The organism is Curtobacterium sp. MCLR17_058 (genome assembly GCF_003234705.2).
GTDB lineage: Bacteria > Actinomycetota > Actinomycetes > Actinomycetales > Microbacteriaceae > Curtobacterium > Curtobacterium flaccumfaciens.
The window spans coordinates 1,431,154-1,446,864 of the sequence record NZ_CP126262.1 but is presented as its reverse complement, the minus strand read 5'-3'; the positions used below and the strand labels follow the sequence as shown (position 1 = coordinate 1,446,864).

The 15,711-nt window shown below is 71.8% G+C and carries 17 protein-coding genes and 1 pseudogene; 12 read left to right on the top strand and 6 right to left on the bottom strand.

The window, feature by feature from the left end; translation table 11 throughout:
• Nucleotides 1-185 precede the first annotated feature (185 nt).
• The 3 genes from DEJ11_RS06885 (at nt 186) to DEJ11_RS06875 (ending at nt 4,650) form a co-directional block, all read left to right on the top strand.
• Entirely contained in the window at nt 186-2,018 is a 1,833-nt protein-coding gene (locus DEJ11_RS06885) for a hypothetical protein (RefSeq protein WP_181440882.1), read from the top strand.
• 253 nt (nt 2,019-2,271) lie between these two features.
• Nucleotides 2,272-3,876: a putative Ig domain-containing protein gene (locus DEJ11_RS06880; protein WP_111104646.1), complete on the top strand. Its 1,605-nt coding sequence runs from the start codon at nt 2,272-2,274 to the stop codon at nt 3,874-3,876.
• 141 nt (nt 3,877-4,017) lie between these two features.
• Entirely contained in the window at nt 4,018-4,650 is a 633-nt protein-coding gene (locus DEJ11_RS06875; protein ID WP_111104643.1) for an FMN-dependent NADH-azoreductase, read from the top strand.
• A gap of 25 nt (nt 4,651-4,675) precedes the next feature.
• On the opposite strand, the gene DEJ11_RS06870 is transcribed toward DEJ11_RS06875, so the two are convergent.
• Entirely contained in the window at nt 4,676-5,719 is a 1,044-nt protein-coding gene (locus tag DEJ11_RS06870) for an MBL fold metallo-hydrolase (RefSeq protein WP_181440881.1), read from the bottom strand.
• A 157-nt stretch (nt 5,720-5,876) separates the two neighbouring features.
• On the opposite strand from DEJ11_RS06870, the gene DEJ11_RS06865 reads away from it, so the two are divergent.
• From DEJ11_RS06865 to DEJ11_RS06855, 3 genes are all read left to right on the top strand, one after another.
• On the top strand, nt 5,877-6,920 hold the full coding sequence (locus tag DEJ11_RS06865) for an ATP-dependent DNA ligase (RefSeq protein ID WP_111104639.1): 1,044 nt from the start codon (nt 5,877-5,879) through the stop codon (nt 6,918-6,920).
• 143 nt (nt 6,921-7,063) lie between these two features.
• Nucleotides 7,064-7,225, top strand: a complete 162-nt coding sequence (locus DEJ11_RS06860) for a hypothetical protein (protein WP_163343780.1) — start codon at nt 7,064-7,066, stop codon at nt 7,223-7,225.
• Complete coding sequence (locus DEJ11_RS06855) at nt 7,222-7,365, top strand: hypothetical protein (RefSeq protein ID WP_155896788.1); 144 nt, start codon at nt 7,222-7,224, stop codon at nt 7,363-7,365. The genes DEJ11_RS06860 and DEJ11_RS06855 overlap by 4 nt, the downstream gene beginning before the upstream one ends.
• Nucleotides 7,366-7,382: 17 nt before the next feature.
• On the opposite strand, the gene ligD is transcribed toward DEJ11_RS06855, so the two are convergent.
• Nucleotides 7,383-8,405 (bottom strand): non-homologous end-joining DNA ligase, encoded by a 1,023-nt coding sequence (ligD, locus tag DEJ11_RS06850; RefSeq protein WP_111088977.1) that lies wholly within the window; start codon nt 8,403-8,405, stop codon nt 7,383-7,385.
• A 153-nt stretch (nt 8,406-8,558) separates the two neighbouring features.
• Here ligD and DEJ11_RS06845 point away from each other — a divergent pair, with 153 nt between their 5' ends.
• Genes DEJ11_RS06845 through DEJ11_RS06835 form a run of 3 tightly spaced genes read left to right on the top strand, consistent with a single transcriptional unit; the run spans nt 8,559 to nt 11,215 of the window.
• Nucleotides 8,559-9,395, top strand: a complete 837-nt coding sequence (locus DEJ11_RS06845; RefSeq protein WP_111104636.1) for a DUF429 domain-containing protein — start codon at nt 8,559-8,561, stop codon at nt 9,393-9,395.
• Between the two features lie 9 nt (nt 9,396-9,404).
• Nucleotides 9,405-10,607, top strand: a complete 1,203-nt coding sequence (locus DEJ11_RS06840) for a glycosyltransferase (protein ID WP_111104633.1) — start codon at nt 9,405-9,407, stop codon at nt 10,605-10,607.
• Nucleotides 10,604-11,215: a uracil-DNA glycosylase gene (locus DEJ11_RS06835; RefSeq protein ID WP_111104630.1), complete on the top strand. Its 612-nt coding sequence runs from the start codon at nt 10,604-10,606 to the stop codon at nt 11,213-11,215. The genes DEJ11_RS06840 and DEJ11_RS06835 overlap by 4 nt, the downstream gene beginning before the upstream one ends.
• Nucleotides 11,216-11,253: 38 nt before the next feature.
• Here DEJ11_RS06835 and DEJ11_RS06830 read toward each other — a convergent pair whose 3' ends face one another.
• The gene (locus DEJ11_RS06830) at nt 11,254-11,682 is read right to left on the bottom strand and encodes a DUF6892 domain-containing protein (protein ID WP_111104627.1); all 429 of its coding nucleotides are present in this window, start codon (nt 11,680-11,682) and stop codon (nt 11,254-11,256) included.
• A 97-nt stretch (nt 11,683-11,779) separates the two neighbouring features.
• Between DEJ11_RS06830 and DEJ11_RS06825 the strand changes: the two genes are divergently transcribed.
• The 3 genes from DEJ11_RS06825 (at nt 11,780) to DEJ11_RS06815 (ending at nt 14,240) form a co-directional block, all read left to right on the top strand.
• The gene (locus DEJ11_RS06825) at nt 11,780-13,234 is read left to right on the top strand and encodes an APC family permease (RefSeq protein ID WP_111104624.1); all 1,455 of its coding nucleotides are present in this window, start codon (nt 11,780-11,782) and stop codon (nt 13,232-13,234) included.
• A complete protein-coding gene (locus DEJ11_RS06820) occupies nt 13,234-13,362 on the top strand; it encodes a hypothetical protein (RefSeq protein WP_258375514.1) in 129 nt (42 codons plus the stop codon). Before DEJ11_RS06825 ends, DEJ11_RS06820 begins: the two co-directional genes overlap by 1 nt.
• Before the next feature lie 257 nt (nt 13,363-13,619).
• Nucleotides 13,620-14,240 carry a hypothetical protein gene (locus tag DEJ11_RS06815; protein WP_111095055.1) on the top strand — a complete coding sequence of 207 codons (621 nt, stop codon included), beginning with the start codon at nt 13,620-13,622 and terminating at the stop codon, nt 14,238-14,240.
• A gap of 4 nt (nt 14,241-14,244) precedes the next feature.
• Here the strand turns inward: DEJ11_RS06815 and DEJ11_RS06810 are convergent, their stop codons facing one another.
• From DEJ11_RS06810 to DEJ11_RS06800, 3 genes and pseudogenes are all read right to left on the bottom strand, one after another.
• Nucleotides 14,245-14,679 (bottom strand): hypothetical protein, encoded by a 435-nt coding sequence (locus DEJ11_RS06810; RefSeq protein WP_071404198.1) that lies wholly within the window; start codon nt 14,677-14,679, stop codon nt 14,245-14,247.
• A gap of 96 nt (nt 14,680-14,775) precedes the next feature.
• Nucleotides 14,776-15,279, bottom strand: a pseudogene (locus DEJ11_RS06805) (DUF6264 family protein); the annotation flags it as partial.
• Nucleotides 15,246-15,626, bottom strand: a complete 381-nt coding sequence (locus DEJ11_RS06800) for a DoxX family protein (protein ID WP_111100914.1) — start codon at nt 15,624-15,626, stop codon at nt 15,246-15,248. The gene DEJ11_RS06800 and the pseudogene DEJ11_RS06805, both read right to left, overlap by 34 nt.
• Between the last annotated feature and the right edge of the window lie 85 nt (nt 15,627-15,711).

Below are 15,711 nucleotides of genomic sequence, written 5' to 3'. Positions count from 1 at the left end.
GCGCACGTCATCCAGCGCACTCCAGCCGACGCGCATGCCAGCCAGCGCGCACGCCAGCCACCGCGCACGCGAGACGGCACCGTGACCGGATCGAGACCTGTGCATCCGTCAGGATCTCGTCGACGCAGACATCTCCTGGATGAGGGCACCTCCCGGTGCCCAGACCGGCATCCGAGGGGGATCCCATGAACCAGCCCTGCACCTCCACCACACGACGGGTCGCTGCCATCGGCGCAGCCGTCGCCATCGTCACCGCGTCGTCGGCGTTCGGCATCGGCGCCGCGACCGCCGTCGCGGCCGAGCCCACGACTGCCACGAGCACGGCGATACCCGGTACGCCCGCCACGCCCGTCACGACGGTCGACACCGACGAGCAGCCGGGAGGCCCGTCAACCGACCCGACGCCGACTGCGGTCCCGGAAACGGCGACACCAGAGCCCACTGCACCCGCCGCACCGGCGACACCTGCGGCACCCGCGGCACCCGCGGCACCCGCCGCCGACGACGGCAGCGACCTCGCCTTCACGGAACCGTCCACCGCCGAGGACCCGATCGAGCTCACCGCCACCAGCGGCACGCCCTTCACACGCACCTTCGAGACCACCGGCGGCGACGGCACCGTCGGCTACGCCATCCAGGACGCCCCGTCCTCCGACTACTGGGTCAACGTCGACTCCGGTGTCCTGAGCGGTGACCCGAAGGAGGCCGGGACCTTCCGGTTCCAGGTCGTCGCCCTGAGCGGCTCGACCGAGATCACGCAGTACGTCGAGCTGACGGTCGCACCCGGCGACCCCGTGGGCGTGACGTTCGGCGTCGCCACCCCCGACTACAACGGGCTGTGGCAGGTCGAGACCGACGGCACGATCTGGGAACAGGCCGCCGGTCAGGGCCGCGTCCGCATCGTGCCGAGCATCCCCGTCGCCGAGGACACGCCGCTCACGCTCGCCGGGCTCGCGGTCGACGCGTACGGCAACCGGACCACGCCGGGTCCGGACTACCCCCGGTCGACCGTCACGAGCACGGACGACTCCGACTCGGCGGTGTGGAACGACGGGGACTCCTCGAACACCGTGACCTTCGGTGGCACCGGCACCCGGACCGTGACGGTCTCCGAAGGGGGCGTCTCCACGTCCTTCGAGGTCGTGGTCGGCGCCGAGGACACCGACGAGCCCGCCGCCCCGGACACCATCACGTTTACCGAGCCCTCGACGCCCGAGTCCCCCATCCGCATCGAGACCACCGCGGGCGAGCAGATCGAGCGCACCTTCACCGCGACGGGGTCGTCAACGGAGCTGCACTACGTCCTGCTGACCGGCCCGACGGCGTTCCCCGTCCCGGGCAACGAACACCCGATCGCACCGCTCGGCCTCGCCGTCGGTGACACGAGCGGGGTCCTGAGCGGCGCCCCGACGGTGGCTGGCGAGTACGACTTCCAGGTCATGGCGATGAACGGGTCCCGCGCTGCCACCCAGTACGTCCACCTGTCCATCCGTCCCGCCGCGACGGAGGAACTCAGCCTGCTCGTCGGCACGATCGGGTCGCCGAAGGGGTGGCTCCGCGACGCCGAGGGCCTGCGCGAGATCTTCGCGGAGAGCCCGAAGTCGATCCCGGTCGACGCCGTCCCGGTGGCCCAGGGGGCGACGATGGTCGTCCGGGTGACGGCGCTCGACGCGTTCGGGAACAGCACGAAGGAGTCCGACGGCGCGCAGCCCGTCGTGACGAGCAGCGTGGCCAGCGACGAAGTGACGCTGCCGTACGGCGAGTGGGAGCCCCGCGTCGGGTTCCCGCACGCCTCGCCGCACACCATCACGGTCGCCCTCGGTGACGTCTCGACCACGTTCGACGTGGACGTGCGGCCGTCGGTCGCGACCGTCGGCGACACGACCCCGACGGCCGGCGGCGGTGGGCACCTCGCCTACACGGGCGCTGACGCCTCCGGGCCGCTCGCGTGGGCGCTGGGCCTGCTCGCCGCCGGCGGCGGTCTGCTGGTCCACCGGCTGCGTCGCCGTCGCGCCTGAGACGCGGCCCCGGACGGACGGGAGGCGCGGTGCGGGCCCGCACCGCGCCTCCCGTCCGTCCTTCCGCGCCCACAGGGCACGCCGCGCGTGCGGGGGTCCGGCGGTTTCCCGCACGCACCCCCAACCCGGGTCACATTCCGGTGAATCGTCACAGCCCGGCAACGTCATCCCGCTACGATCCGAGAACGCCGACATTCTCGGCAAATTCACATGATCTGGGCGATGAGCCCGGACCGAATCCCTGGGGGATCCCGTGCACCGCAGCACCTCCACTGTCCGTCGCGCCTGCGCCGTCGGCACCACCGTCGCCCTGGTCGGCCTGACCACCGGCCTCGGCATCATGACCGCGACGGCCGCCAACGCCGAGACGCTCGACACGACGCAGCCGATCGTGGCCGCCGAGACGCCCGCTCCGGTCGTCTCCGACGAGACGCCCACGCCGACGGACCCGCCCGTCGAGACCGCGCCCGAGACCCCGGCTCCGGTCGAGGAAGCCCCGGCGCCCACCCCCGAGGCCACCGAGCCCGCCGCGCCGGAGACCACCGCGCCGGCCGCCACCGAGGCTCCGAAGCCGACCGAGACCCCGAAGCCGGACGTCACGACCAAGGCTGCCGACGCCACCGTCACCATCGAGGGCACGGCCAAGGTCGGCACCCGACTCGTCGCCGTCGTCACCGGCTTCGACGACGAGGCGGGGTACAAGTACTCCTGGACCGACCAGGACGGCAACGTCCTGTCGAAGGCCGCGAGCTACGTCGTCGACCCGACCGACGTCCGCAAGACCATCACGGTCGCCGTGACGGGCACGCTGCCCGGCGCGACCGAGACCTCCACGGTCGAGTCCGAGGCCACCGCCGCCGTGACCCAGACCCCGGCGTTCCTCGGTGAGGACGGCCAGCCCACCAAAGCCGGAGCCACGCAGGACAGCCCGCTCGAGCTGAGCACCGCCGCCGGTGACGCCTTCTCGCACACCTTCCGTGCGCAGGGCTTCCCGGAGCCGAAGTACAGCCTCGCCTGGTTCGACGAGGACGACGCCGAGTACGCGGAGGAGTACCCCGAGGACGAGATGTCCCCCGCGGACCAGCTCCCCGACGGCCTCACCTTCGACGCGTCGACCGGTGAGCTCAGCGGCGTCACGACCGAGGCGTGGGACTGGACCTTCGCCGTCACGGCGACCAGCGGCACCGAGACGACCACGCAGTACGTTTCGCTCAACGTCGAGGCCGGTGCGCCGCTCGGCCTGTTCGTCTACACGACCGATCGCGCCGGAGCTTTCGACTTCGACGAGAACGACACCAAGAAGCGCACCACGTGGATCATCGACCCGGACGGCAAGGTCTACACCGTCATCACGCAGGGTGACGGCGACGGTGGCCAGGTCGGCACCGAGGTCGACGGCGGTCGCCCCACGATCAAGCAGGGTGGGACGCTCATCGTGACCGGCACGGTCGTCGATCGGTTCGGCAACGAGGTCCTGGGCGAGGACGACGAGTCGATCACGCCCACCGTGACGTCGGACGTCTCGACCGACGTCATCGCCGCAGACCCCGAGATCGGTGAGTTCGGCTTCATCGGCGTCACGTTCCCGCACGCCTCGATCCACAACCTCACGGTCGCCGCCGGCGATTTCGCCACCTCGTTCGCCGTGGACGTCCAGCCGACCGCGGTCGCCGGTATCGCCGACCCGACCCCGGTCGCGCCGGCAGCGGCCCCGGTCGCCCCGGTCAACACCGGCGGCCAGCTCGCCTACACCGGTTCGGACACCACCGACGCACTGCCGTGGGCCCTGGGCCTGCTCGTCGCCGGTGCCGGCCTCATCGGCGCCCGCTTCGCGCGTCGTCGTCGCGCCCAGCGCTGACACCCTGAGACGTCTCCCGTCCGTCGCGTGCCCGCGCGGTGGACGGGAGGCCCGCGACGGCCCCGCCTGCTCCTCCACCGGAGCAGGCGGGGCCGTTTCGCATCCGCGCCCGGCCGGGTCCGCGCCGGTAGCGTTGGCGACATGCCCACGCTGCTGCACATCGACTCCTCGGCCGACCTGTCCCACTCCCGCTCGCGCGCACTGACCGCGGCCTTCGCCGACGCCTGGCGCGCCCGCGGCCCGGAGTACACGGTCGTCCGGCGGGACCTGCACATCGACCAGCTCCCCCACCTGGAGAGCTCGGCGCTGCACTGGGCCGCCGCCGATCGCACCGCCGAGGAGACCGTCGCGCCCGAAGCCGAGGCCCTGCGCCAGGAGGTCATCGACGAGCTCCTGGCCGCCGACGTCGTCGTGGTGGGTGCGCCGCTCTACAACTACACCGTGCCGTCGACCCTGAAGGCCTGGATCGACCGCATCCACGTGCCCGGCATCCTGACCGGCGGCGTGCAGCCCCTGGCCGGACGACCCGTCGTCACCGTGGTGAGCCGCGGCGCGACCTACGACGCCGGCACCCCGACCGAGGGCTGGGACCACGGGTCCCCGGTCCTGCACATCGTGCTCGGCACCGCGCTCGGCATGAAGCTGTACCCGATCACCGTCAGCGCGACCCTGGCCGACCGGCTGCCGGACCTCGCACCGCTGGCCGACCACGCCGCCGCGGAGTTCGCCGACGCGAAGACGACGATCGAGCGCCTCGCGACCACGCTCGGCTGAGCCGCGCGGCCGCGGACGGCTGAGGTCAGGCGGGCCGGATCTCGCCGGCGCGCCCGAGCAGCTCCGCGTGGAAGGCCGTCTGCGTCAGCGCGCTCGCGAGCAGGAACCCGGTCATCGACTCGATCCCGCCGCTGAAGGGCACCCGGGCGGCGACCTCGAACAGCGTCGGACGGTCCAGTGCGTCGAGGGCCGCGGCGACGTGGCGGGAGCGTTCCTCCCGGTGACGGGCCAGGGCCCGCGCGCGGGTGACGACGTCCCGGAACCGGTACTCGTGGCCCGGGCAGACCTCGAGGTCGGCGTACGGGTCGAGCCGCGCGAGCGACGCCAGGTAGTCGCCGAGCGGGTTCGTCCCGGTCCGGCCGCCGAGCCCGATGCCGGAGTTGATCCGCGGCAGCACGTGGTCGCCGGAGAACAGCAGCCCGTCGGCCTCGTCGAGGAAGCACACGTGCCCGCTCGTGTGCCCCGGGGTCCACAGCGTGCGGATCGTCCGACCGGGGATCGGCAGCAGGTCGCCGTCCTCGAGCAGCACGTCCGCGTACGGCGCCTCGATCCGGCCCATCCCGATGCGGCGTCCGCTGCCCCATGCCTCGACGACCCCGGCCCGCAGGTGTTCCGGCAGCCCCCACGTCGCGATGTCCGCGTCGTTCCGCTCGGCGTCGGCGCGTTCCCGTTCGAGCGCACGGACCTCGAGGCCGTGCATCGCCACGCGTGCTCCCGTCGCCCGGCGGATGGCCGCTGCGGCACCCAGGTGGTCGGCGTGCAGGTGCGTCACGGCCACGAGCGACACGTCGTCCAGGGTCCGTCCGATCGCGGCGAGCCCGTCCCGCAGCTCGTCGAGCCCGCCGTCGACCGACCACCCGGGGTCGATCACCGCGAGCGAGCCGTCCGACCCCTCGACGACGTACACGAGGGTCGCGTCGGGCACCCCGAACCGGAACGGCACCGCGAGGGTCCAGATGCCCGGCCGGACCTGCTCGACCGGTGGCAGGACGCCGTCGCGGAGCGCGGCGGCCTGCACGGGGCTGATCGGTTCCGGGGCCGGCGCTGCCGGTGGGGGCACGGTCGTCACGCCGGCCACCCTACCGACGCTGGCCGACCTGCCCGGGGTGATCCGGGCCTCCCGGCCGCGCATCGTGAGCAGAAGATGTCGGGTCGTCGAGCCGGACCCGACCATTCCTGCTCACGAAGTGCGCAGCCCCGCCGACTCCCGCGAGTAGACAGGACCCATGGAGATCGCACCGATGCTCGCCAAGGCCGTCGCCACCGTCCCCGACCCGGACAGCACGAAGGGCGGGCTGCGGTACGAACCGAAGTGGGACGGCTTCCGGGGCATCGTGACCATCGACGGTGACGACGTCGAGATCGGGAGCCGCGGCGCCAAGCCGCTCACCCGGTACTTCCCCGAGCTCGTCGAGGCGTTCCGCGCGCAGTTCGGCGGCCGCGACCACCCGGTCGTCCTGGATGGCGAGGTGATCCTGCGCTCTGGGGAACCCGGTGCCGAGCGCCTCGACTGGGAGGCCCTGTCACAGCGCATCCACCCGGCGGCCTCGCGGATCGCCAAGCTCAGCGTCGAGACGCCGGCGCAGTTCGTGGCCTTCGACCTGCTGGCGGTGGACGGCCAAGAGCTGGTGGACCGCCCCTTCGACGAGCGCCGCGAGCGCCTGGAGCAGCTCGGCGACGCGATGACCGACCCGCTCTTCGTCACCCGCACCACACTCGACGTCGAGCAGGCGCGCGAGTGGCTCACCACGTTCGAGGGCGCCGGGCTCGACGGCGTCGTCGCGAAGCCGCGAGCGCGGCCGTACGAACCGAACAAGCGCTCGATGCTCAAGATCAAGCACCACCGCACGGCCGACGTCGTCGCCATCGGCTACCGCGTGCACAAGAGCGGCTCCGGCGTCGGGTCCCTGCTGGTCGGCCTGTACGACGCGGACGGCGAGCTCCGCCAGGTCGGCGGCGTCTCCGCCTTCTCCGACAAGCGCCGGGCCGCGTTGATCGACGAGCTCGAGCCCGTCGTGCTCCGCGATGCGGACGGGAGGCCCGTCACCGGTGACGGGGAACGGTCGCGGTTCTCGTCGGGTCGCGACACGTCGTTCGTCCGGCTGGCGCCGGAGCTGGTGCTCGAGGTCCGGTACGACCAGATGGAGGGCGACCGGTTCCGGCACACGGTGCAGTTCGAGCGGTGGCGGCCCGACCGTGACGCGACGTCGTGCGGGTTCGAGCAGCTCGAGATGCCGAGTGCGTACGACCTGAACGACGTGCTGTCCTGACGACGGAACGCACTGCGGTGTCCGTTTGTCGCTGTTCTGTCACGTTCGGGGAAAAGTAGTTAGCCGAACTAGCGAAGCCGTGCCAGGATGATCTCAGCAGCACGAGGCGTCCAGTTCGGACGCCCGGATCGAAAGCGGTCGACATGAGCACCAGCACGCTTGTCCGCCACCCTCGGCGGAGCCCCTTCACAGAAGTCCGAGAGGCACGGCGCCAGCGCGTCCTGCAGCTCAGCGCGGTCATCAGCGCCATCGCCGGCGTGACCGCCACGGCGCTCGCACTCGTCACGGTCGGACTCGGCTCGTGATCGTCGACGGCATCACCGACGTGCACCGCGGCACCTGGTCGCGGCTGACCCGCCTGCACACCGCCAGCATCGGGCTGCCGACGCACACCACGCGCGTCGAGGACCCGGACCGTCAGCGGGACGTCTCCTCCGCAGCCTGAGGTTCGGCCGCTGGGCCTCAGCTCGGCTTCTTCGCCCGTGAGGGCTGCACGCGCGGCGGCTCCCCCGGCATCTTCGGGAAGTCCGGCGGGAAGGGCAGCTCACCCTCGCCGTTCGCCAGGTCCCGCTCCCACCACTCGAGCAGCGGCGCGATGCTGCCCGGCTGCTCGCCCATCGACTCCCACGGGTCGCCCGTGGTCCGCAGCCGCTCCGGCACCGTGCGGATCGTGAAGGTCGTCGGGTCCGCGGTGCGCAGTTCCTCCCACGCGATCGGCGTCGACACCGAGGCGTGCGCCAGGGCCCGGGGGCTGTAGGCACCGGCCATCGTGCGGTCGCGGTTCGCCTGGTTGAAGTCGACGAAGATGCGCTGCCCCCGCTCCTCTTTCCACCACGCCGTCGTGACACGGTCCGGCATCCGGCGTTCGAGTTCGCGCGCCGCGGCGATCACCGCGTGCCGCACCTCGAGGAACTCGTGCTCGGGGCGGATCGGCGCGAACACGTGCAGGCCGCGGTTGCCGCTCGTCTTGATCCAGGTGGTCAGGCCGACCTCGTCGAGGACCTTCCGGAGCTCCTCGGCCACCGGCACCGTGTCGCCGAAGTCGGTGCCGGGCTGCGGGTCGAGGTCGATCCGGAGCTGGTCCGGGTGGTCGCTGTCCTCGGCACGAGAAGCCCACGGGTGGAACACCACCGTGTTCATCTGTGCGGCCCACACCGCCACGGCCGGCTCGTCGATCACGAGCTGCGGGTGCGACCGGGCACTCGGGTAGGTCACCGTCACCGAGCGGACGTAGTCGGGCGCACCCTTGGGCGGGTTCTTCGAGAAGAACTGCTCGCCGTCGACGCCGCCGGGGAACCGCTGCAGCGAGATCGGCCGGTCGCCGTTCGCCCGGACGAAGGCGTCGCCCACCGTGACGAGGTACTCCGCCAGGTCGAGCTTCGTGATGCCCGCCTCGGGCCAGAGCACCCGCGAGGGGCTGCTGATCCGGACCTCGCGGTCACCGTCGGGCCCGGGCACCCGCACCGTCGTCGCTTCGCTCGCCATGCAGCGGACCGTACACGCGTGCCGGCCGCCCGCCCGCAGCCGGGACCGCTCTTGTTCCCGCAAGACACCGGTGTTCCCTGGTCGAACACGCGCACGCCGGTGTTCAGCGCACGGACACCGGTGTCTTGCGGGCAGGGTCGGCAGGATGGGCGGGTGAACGCGTACCTCGGCATCGACCTGGCGTGGGGGCTCGGCTCCGAGCGGAAGGCCGCGAACGAGACCGGGCTGGTCGCGATGGACCACGACGGCACGATCACCGACGCCGGGTGGGCCCGCGGCGTCGACGCCGTCACGGACTGGATCGCCGAGCACCTCGGGCCACGATCCCTGATCGCCGTGGACGCCTCGCTCGTCGTGACGAACCCGACGGGCATCCGCGAATCCGAGCGGCAGGTCGGGCAGCGGTACGGCCGGTGGAAGGTCGCGGCGAACCCGACCAACCAGGCATCGGCGGCGAGCGCCGGCTCAGCGCTGCTCGACCGACTGACCGCGCTGGGCGTCGGGTACGTCTCCGACACGGATTCGATGCGACGACGCACCGGTCCGGCGATGTTCGAGTGTTACCCGTACACGACACTGGTCGGCGTGGAGGAGCTCGGCTACGACGAGGAACGGCCCCGGTACAAGCGGCTCGACCTCCGGATCCCCGCCGCCGAGGCACGTGCCCGTCGCGCCGAGGCCTTCGACGAGCTGGTCCGGCGGCTGCGCGAGACCCCGCTCGACCCGCCGCTGCTGCTGGACTCCCACCCGCTGACGCAGCGGCTCGCCGACCCGTCGGTGCTGCACGGTCCGACGCACAAGCACCGCGAGGACCTGCTCGACGGCGCCCTGTGTGCGTGGACGGCGGCGTTCTGGGAGCGACACGGCGACCAGCGCGTGCAGATCCTGGGAGGTGATCCGGCCCTCCTGTGCGACCCGCTGGACGAGGCGGGCCGCCGGCCCGTCGTGGTGGCGCCCGCACGCCCGTCGCAGCGGAGGCCGCGCGGCTAGGGTTGAGCGGTGAGCACGACGACCGAACCCCTGCACATCGGGCTGGTGTCGCTGCACACCTCCCCCGGAGACGAACCCGGTTCGGGCGAGGTCGGCGGCATGAACGTCGTCGTCCGGCACCAGGCCGAGGCACTGGCCGACCTGGGCCACCACGTGGACATCATCACGCGCCGGTCAGCGCCGACGCAGCCGGACTCGGTGTCGCTCGTGCCGGGCGTGTGCCTGCAGTTCCTGTCCGCGGGGCCGGCCGAGCCGGTGCCGAAGGGCGAGCACGACGCGTTCATCGAACCGTTCCGCCACGAATTGGAGCAGCTCGGGCCGTTCGACGTCCTGCACTCGCACCACTGGTTCTCCGGCGCGGCCGCGCTGCCCGTCGCCCGCGAGCGCGGCATCCCCCACGTGCAGTCGTTCCACTCCATCGCCGCCGACCCGGCCACGCCGCTGTCCGAGGGCGAACGTCCCGAGTCCGCCGGCCGCATCGGCGGCGAGGAACTGCTCGCGCGCGAGTCGGACGCCGTCGTCGTGGTCTCCGAGGCCGAAGCGTCGACCGTGCGCACCCGACTTGGCGGCGACGACGCCCGCATCTGGATCGTGCCGCCGGGGGTCGACGGGTCCGTCTTCCGCCCCGCCGCGGTCGGTGCGCGCCGCGCCGCCACCCCCTACGTCGTCGCAGCGGCGCGCGTGCAGCCGCTCAAGGGCCTGGACCTGGCGATCGAGGCGATCGCGGACATCAGCCTGGAGGCCCGCCCCACCCTGGTCATCGCGGGCGACGTCTCGAGTGAGGCGGGCGACTACGTGGACGAACTGCGTCGGCTCGCCGACGAGCGGGGCATCGCCGACCACGTCACCTTCATCGGGCCGCAGTCGCGTGCCGACCTGGCGTTCCTGTTCCGCGGCGCGGCAGCCGTGCTCGTGCCGTCCCACTCCGAGACGTACGGGCTCGTCGCGCTCGAGGGCTCCGCTTCCGGGGTGCCGGTCGTGGCCGCGGCTGCCGGGGGCCTGCGCGAGGCCGTGGTCGACGGGGAGACGGGCGTCGTGCTCGAGTCCCGTGACCCGCAGGAGTGGGCGGCCGAGATCGAGCGGATCCTGACGGATGCGCCGTACGCCGCCGGGCTCGCCGCTGCAGGGCGGGAGCACGCGGAGCGCCTCAGCTGGGAGCGGTCGGCCGCGGGGCTCGAGGACGTCTACCGCCGGGTGCTCGGGCGCTCGTGAGCGGGACGGGCGGGCGGTTCGCGGCGTTCTGGGCGGCGCTCGACGCGGTGCCCGTCGAGTCGGACGCCGAGGCGCTCTACGACGTCGGATCGCCCGAGGGACGACTCCGGCGAGCGAACCTGACGCGGTACCTGGAGCAGTCCGGGCCGGGGGCTGACACGTTGCTCGTGGCCGAGGCACCGGGGTGGCGCGGCATGACGAACACGGGTGTGCCGTTCACGAGCATGCGCGAGCTCGGACCCGAGTACGGCGTGCCACCGGAGCCGACGGCACCGTGGGAGGCCTCGTCGCGCGTCGTGCACGCTGCGCTGGAGGGCTGGCGCGGTGCGCTCCCCGTCGCGTGGGCGATCTTCCCGCACCACCCCTTCGTGGCACCGGACCGGCTGACGAACCGGACGCCACGGCCCGCGGAGGTCCGCTCGGGAGCGCCCGTCGCGCTTGCGCTGCTGGAGGCCCTCGGCGGCGTGGACCGTGTCCGGGTGGTCGCCGTCGGCCGCAAGGCGCAGGGAGCACTCGCCCTGGCCGACATCGAGGCGAGTGCCGTGCGGCACCCGGCGCAGGGCGGCGCAAAGCAGTTCACCGAGCAGCTGCGAGCGCTGGACCGCTAGCCGTCCGTCCGCCCAGGTGCGTCCAGGCCGCGTCCCGGTCAGGCGGAGCGGACCTCGACGCCCTTGGCCGCGAGCCGCTCGGCGACGTGGGCGGGCAGTGGTGCGGCGGCGTACACGGTGCGGAGCTCCGGCAGGTCGAGCACGTCGTCCCAGTTCTGCGGGTCGAAGCGGTCGTCCGAGCCGTCCCAGCCGGGGTGGACGTCCTGCAGCACCTCGAGGTCGGAGTCCACGGTGACCTCGGTGACGAGCGACAGGTGCGACGGCAGCAGGTCGAGGTCGTCGTAGTACTCGCGCGCCCGGTCGTCCTGCCCGTCGACGTCGAGGTCCTCGTCGGTCTCGTCCTCGGCGTCCGGGTCGTAGGGGTCCAGGACGTCGAGGTCGTAGCAGAGGACGTCGAGCACCAGGAGCTTCGCGTTGAAGTCCGCGAACTCGATGGGCTCCTCGGTGGTGTTCGACTGCTGGTCCATGGCCGGAGCGTATCCGTCGCCGAGCGACCGTGTTGCGATCGCGAGAAACCTTCCTGTGGGACTGGACAGAAAGGCATTCCGCGCGCAAGGGTGACGCATGGCCACCACCAAGACGGACCGCCCACAGCAGGAGCAGCACGAGCTCCGCCGGGTCATCGGTCCCAAGCTCCTGCTGCTCTTCATCGTCGGCGACATCCTCGGCACGGGTGTCTACGCGCTCACCGGCCAGGTCGCGGCCGAGGTCGGCGGGGCAGCGTGGCTCCCCTTCCTCATCGCGTTCGCGGTCGCGCTGCTGACGGCCTTCTCGTACCTCGAACTCGTGACGAAGTACCCCCAGACCGCCGGTGCCGCCCTCTACGTGCACAAGGCGTTCGGCATCCACTTCGTCACCTTCATCGTGACGTTCATCGTGATGTGTTCCGGGATCACATCGGCATCGACGGCATCGCGGGCGTTCGCGGCGAACCTCGGCGCCGGGTTCGGCATCGAGCTGCCGAACGGCGTGGTGATGCTCATCGCGATGGGCTTCATGCTCGCGGTGATGTTCATCAACTTCCGCGGGGTGAGCGAGAGCGTCAAGACGAACGTCGTGCTGACGCTCGTCGAGCTGTCCGGTCTCGTCATGGTGATCCTGATCGGGTTCTGGGCGATCGCGGGCGGCAACGCGGACTTCTCGCGGGTCGTGATGTTCGAGACGCCGGAGGACAAGTCCCTGCTGCTGTCGATCAGCACCGCGACGTCGCTGGCGTTCTTCGCGATGGTCGGGTTCGAGGACTCGGTCAACATGGCCGAGGAGACCAAGGACCCCTCGCGCATCTTCCCGAAGATCATGCTCACCGGCCTCGGCATCACCGCCGTGATCTACGTCCTCGTGTCGATCTGCGCCGTGGCCGTCGTGCCGATCGGTGAGCTGGCCGGCAACGAGACCCCGCTCGTCACCGTCGTGCAGACCGCCGCACCGGACTTCCCGATCGCCGACCTACTGCCCTTCATCTCGATGTTCGCCGTCGCCAACACCGCCCTGATCAACATGATGATGGCGTCGCGTCTGCTCTACGGCATGAGCAAGCAGGGCGTGCTGCCGGGCTTCCTGTCCCGCATCTCCCCCGCCCGTCGCACCCCGTCGACCGCGATCGTCTTCACCACGCTCATCTCGCTGCTGCTGATCGGGTGGGTCTCGCTCGACCCGGACTCCCCCATCGTCGTCGTCCTCGGTGGCACCACCTCGCTGTTGCTGCTGACGGTGTTCGCCGTCGTGAACGTGACCGTGCTCGTGCTGCGCCGCGACAAGGTCGACCACAAGCACTTCCGAGCCGGCGTCATCATCCCGGTCATCGGCATCATCACGTGCCTCTGGCTCGTCCTGCCGTTCTCGTCCGGTCGTGACCCGCAGCAGTACCAGATCGCCGGCGCGCTGCTGGCCCTGGGCGTGCTGCTCTGGATCCTGACCTGGTTCACCCACGGACGGAAGCAGGCAGAGAAGGCCCCGACCGGACTCGTGACGGAGCCGACGAAGGTGCAGCGCCCGCCGCACGACCACCGCGACGCCTGATGGACGCGACCAGTGCCATCTGGACCATCGTCATCGCGGTGATCGCCGCGCTGTCGCTGTCCGCCGGAGGCTGGCGCCTGCGTCGCGGTCGCGGTCGCGGTCGACAGGACGGTCGACGCGAGCGCTGACCGCCGTGCATGAGCGACCCGTGACGGTTCTGGTTCGCGAAGCCCCCGCTTCGTGAACCAGAACCGTCACTCGTTGCCGGGGAGGCACCTTCCCCGCGGCGAGCTACCCGCGGCGAACCCCGAACGCTGAACGCCGAACCCCCGAACGGGCGATCACGGCGGGCCGCCGCAGGCTTCCCAGGAGGCGCCCGTACGCTCGTGCTGCTCTTCCCGCTCCGCCTGCCCAGCACCCGCCCAGCCCCTCGAGAGGTCCCGTCATGCGCCGTGTCGGCATCACCCTCGCCTCGGTGTTCGGCGCCGGGATCGTGGCGGTCGGCATCGGCGTGGTCGTCCTCGTGGTGATCGCGGTCAACTCGCTCGCCGGCATCGCGAAGTCCAGCGCCGCCACCCCGACTCCCGCGTGCCCGGCCGTCGCCTCGAAGACGATCGGCGGGATGGTCGTGCCGGCCGGACCCGTCGGTGGCTTCTGCCAGGACCGCCTGGTGAACGCCGCACACGTGATCGAAGCCGCCCAGGCGCTCGGCATCGGCCCCCACACGCAGGCCGTCGGTGTGATGACCGCGATCGGCGAGTCGAGCCTGGTGAACCTGGACCACGGCGACGCCGCGGGCCCGGACAGCCGCGGCCTGTTCCAGCAGCGCGACAACGGCGCGTGGGGCACGTACGAGCAGCGGATGGACCCGTACACGGCCGCGACGATGTTCTACACGAAGCTCGTGAAGGTCCCCGGCTGGAAGACGATGAGCCCGACGCAGATGGCGCACGCGGTGCAGATCAACTCCGACCCGGAGCACTACGCGAAGTCGTGGCCGCAGGCGAAGGCGATCGTCGAGGAGCTCACCGGCCAGGACGTGCCGGACGCCGCTCCCCAGGGCTGACCGCTCACGAGGCCACCGCCTGCGTCTCCTCGTCGAACTCGACGATCGCGGCTCCGCCGGAGTGCACGACGACCTGGGCGCGGAGCCGGACCGACTGCTCGTCGAGGGCGCAGGCGCAGGCGTCGACCCACTCCCAGTCCACCGGGTAGAGCCGGTCGGCGTCGGGGCGTTCCCACACGAGCACGACGTCGACGGCTCCGAGCTGCGCCACGATGTCGGCGATCAGGGCCGCGAAGTCGTCGACGTGTTCGTCCGGGGAGTACGGCAGGTCGGCGATCGGTAGCAGGAACGGGATCGACATCCCTCGGTCGTCGAGGAACAGCACCCAGCACTGCCGGCGCAGCGGTCGTTCGACGACGGCTTCGACGAGTCGGACGACGTCGTCGTCGGTGCGGACGGGTTCACGGATCAGGCGGTCGAGCATCTCGGTGTCAGGCATGACTCCAGCGTGGCGAACCGGAAGCCCCCACCCGAGGCGCGGTCCGGGTTCTGTGGAGAGCCGCTCCACGAACCCAGCCTGTGAGGGAAGAGTCCCTCAGATGCCGTGCGTGACCGAGCTGTCGACGAGCAGCAGCGAGGCGAAGAACACCGCGACGATCGCCGCCATGCCGACGAGCACCACCGGCCAGGTCAGTCGACGCCGTACGAGCCGCAGCACGCAGACGGCGATGGTGGCGACCAGCACCGCCGCCACGATGATCGGTCCGACGACGACGACCGAGTCCCCCAGCGTCTCGTTGCAGGTGTTCCCCGGCGCCGCGCACGACACGAACGCCAGCGACATGAGCCTGATCCCCCACCCCGCTGCCAACGCACCGACCGTGAGCACGACGAGCAGCGCGGTGGAGGCGACCACGTCCGCGACGCGAGCGCGTCCTGCCAGGGGGTGCCGGGCCTCCCGACCGAAGCGCGCCGGGCCGGACCCGAGCGGATCGGGACCCGACGCAGGACCCGCCCCAGGACCCGTCCCGGGGGCCGGGCCGGTCTGACGCGCGGGCGCGCCCATCAGGAGCGCCGGCCGCGCGTCGACCAGAGGGCGAGCGCGATGAGGACGGGCTGACCGAACAGGCGGACGAAGCGCTTCTCGTCGCTGTCCAGGCCGAAGGCGTCGCGCCGGTTGACCCACTGCGACAGGTTGCCGGGGAAGATCACCGTGAAGAACAGGGCCGCGACCGAGCCGACGAAGCGGCGGGTCGGCTTCGGGGCGAGCACCAGGGCCGAGCCGAGCGTGATCTCCGCGACCCCCGACGCGAGCACCGTCGTGTCGTCGTCCAGCGGGACGAACTCGGGCACCTGCGCCGTGAACTCCTTGCGCGCGAAGGTGAGGTGACTCGTGCCCGCGACGACGAGGGCCAGGCCGAGCAGGACGCGGAAGAAGGAACGCATGCCTCCATGGTGCCCGTTCCCGCGACCGGGTGCCCGCGCTGCGCGACTCGGACGTGTTCGAAGCGAGGTTCACTCGCTAACATGC

Coding starts and splice junctions, on each gene's coding strand:
- DEJ11_RS06885 (WP_181440882.1), top strand. CDS start 186: ATGAACCAGCCCTGCACCTCCACCACACGACGGGTCGCTGCCATCGGC.
- DEJ11_RS06875 (WP_111104643.1), top strand. CDS start 4,018: ATGCCCACGCTGCTGCACATCGACTCCTCGGCCGACCTGTCCCACTCC.
- DEJ11_RS06865 (WP_111104639.1), top strand. CDS start 5,877: ATGGAGATCGCACCGATGCTCGCCAAGGCCGTCGCCACCGTCCCCGAC.
- DEJ11_RS06860 (WP_163343780.1), top strand. CDS start 7,064: ATGAGCACCAGCACGCTTGTCCGCCACCCTCGGCGGAGCCCCTTCACA.
- ligD (WP_111088977.1), bottom strand. CDS start 8,405: ATGGCGAGCGAAGCGACGACGGTGCGGGTGCCCGGGCCCGACGGTGAC.
- DEJ11_RS06830 (WP_111104627.1), bottom strand. CDS start 11,682: ATGGACCAGCAGTCGAACACCACCGAGGAGCCCATCGAGTTCGCGGAC.
- DEJ11_RS06825 (WP_111104624.1), top strand. CDS start 11,780: ATGGCCACCACCAAGACGGACCGCCCACAGCAGGAGCAGCACGAGCTC.
- DEJ11_RS06820 (WP_258375514.1), top strand. CDS start 13,234: ATGGACGCGACCAGTGCCATCTGGACCATCGTCATCGCGGTGATCGCC.
- DEJ11_RS06815 (WP_111095055.1), top strand. CDS start 13,620: ATGCGCCGTGTCGGCATCACCCTCGCCTCGGTGTTCGGCGCCGGGATC.
- DEJ11_RS06810 (WP_071404198.1), bottom strand. CDS start 14,679: ATGCCTGACACCGAGATGCTCGACCGCCTGATCCGTGAACCCGTCCGC.
- DEJ11_RS06800 (WP_111100914.1), bottom strand. CDS start 15,626: ATGCGTTCCTTCTTCCGCGTCCTGCTCGGCCTGGCCCTCGTCGTCGCG.